The 539-nt window shown below is 45.5% G+C and carries 1 pseudogene; it reads left to right on the top strand.

The annotated features are described in order from the left end of the window. Positions 1–539 (top strand): annotated as a pseudogene (locus B3M51_RS04485) (PQQ-dependent dehydrogenase, methanol/ethanol family); the annotation flags it as partial.

Here is a 539-nt window from a genome sequence, read left to right as displayed (position 1 = left end):
GGTGCAACCAGCACCGCTGCTGCTCACGTTTTCAAAGATAAAATCATCGTCGGTATTTCAGGTGGTGAATTTGGTGTTCGTGGTTATGTTCAAGCATATGACTTAGATGGTAACGTGCAGTACAAAGCGTACAGCACCGGTCCTGATGCCGAAATGCTTGTAGATCCAGAAAAAACCATGTCTATGCTGAAACCAGTTGGCAAGGATTCTTCACTGAAAACTTGGCAGGGCGACCAGTGGAAAATCGGTGGTGGTACTACCTGGGGTTGGTATTCTTATGACCCTGATTTAGGTCAGTTCTACTACGGTAACGGTAACCCATCTACTTGGAACCCAGTACAACGTCCTGGTGACAACAAATGGACAATGTCTCTTTGGGGTCGTGATTTAGACACTGGTATGGCGAAATGGATTTACCAAATGACGCCTTACGATGAGTGGGATTATGACGGCGTTAACGAAGTTATCCTGGTAGATCAAAAAGTTAAAGGCCAAATGCGTAAAACGGCCGTTCACTTTGACCGTAACGGTTTTGGTTA

It is taken from the genome of Methylophaga sp. UBA2689, from assembly GCA_002354555.1.
Classification (GTDB): Bacteria; Pseudomonadota; Gammaproteobacteria; order Nitrosococcales; family Methylophagaceae; genus Methylophaga.
The sequence above is the reverse complement of the archived record's forward strand: the minus strand, read 5'-3'. Positions and strand labels throughout refer to the sequence as shown.